At 66.7% G+C, this 1,086-nt stretch carries 1 protein-coding gene; it reads right to left on the bottom strand.

All coding sequences use genetic code 11. The features are described from left to right. A partial coding sequence (locus ACLIRY_RS27180; protein WP_413208534.1) for a DUF637 domain-containing protein occupies nucleotides 1-1,086 on the bottom strand: 1,086 nt, incomplete at both ends.

The following is a 1,086-nucleotide window of genomic DNA, read 5'->3' on the forward strand; positions in this document are numbered from 1 at the left end:
TCGGCTCTCTTACGGATAGGGCCGTGATCACCTCATCAACCGTGTCCCCTAGACCAGCGAAGTTCTCTCGGGTCGTGCCGAGCAGCCAATCGAGATCCTTGCCACTGTTTTCGGCGACGTTTTGCGCTGCGGCGACGGCTTCGTCGGCGTTCTGGCCGGTCAAGGTTGCGCCAAGGGCTGCGGCCAGTTCGCCGATCTTGCTCATCCGCTGTTGGATGGCGAACCATTCCTCCGCCGTGTAGGCGCTCCGGTCCAGCTCACCGAGGTAGGCATCCATGGCCATGGCCGAGAGGGCCGCCCCCAAAGCCCGCGAGGTGCAGGACCCGCCCGCGATGGCTCCCGTCGCGCAACCCACGGCGGCCTGGGCCACCTTGTCGCCGATATACCCCAGCGTCGTGTCCTGATAGCCGCTGACCAAGGCCCCCATTTCATAGGCGACCATGGCCCCGACCACATCGGCGCCCAGGCTCCGCGTCATCGCCAAGGCCGCCTCGCCCGGATCCTGGCCGTAGAGCGCGACGTTCGACCCGAACTGGATCGTATTGCGGATCGTGGCCTGCAGGGCGACCCGCTCAAGCCGCTCCACGAAGGTCAGTTCAGAAGCCGCCACGTTCAGACCCGGCAGGTCCAGCCCCGACAAAGCCGCATCGGTCAAGCCCGCCGTCAGACCCGCTGTCACCACCGCGCTGGCCAGTTGCATCAAGAATGCGCTCGACCCCAGCTCCTGGAACACCGCCCCCAGGTCGCCCTGGTTGGCGATCATGCTGTAGGTCGTCTGAAGGATAATCGTCGACACAGCCGCATTCACCGCCGCAGCAAGGGCCGCACCCGCCGCCGTCCCCGCCAGACCTGCCGCCGAGGCTACAGCCATCCCGGGAGCCAGCAAGACTCCGCCCGCGCCCATGGTCGCAATCGCAATGGCAATGACGATGATCGCCTTGGCGCCCTGGCCCAGGCTTTGGTGTTCCTCGCTCCAGGCCTTGTGTGCTTCCTCGATGGCCTGCCAGTCCACGCCGGGCATCTGGCGCACCTGCGCCATCCACTCCAGGCCCGGCGCCTGCGACAGTTGCGCGATCTGGTCGGCCA

The sequence above is a fragment of the Rhodospirillum sp. A1_3_36 genome (assembly GCF_047263945.1).
In the GTDB taxonomy this organism is placed as follows: Bacteria; Pseudomonadota; Alphaproteobacteria; order Rhodospirillales; family Rhodospirillaceae; genus Rhodospirillum.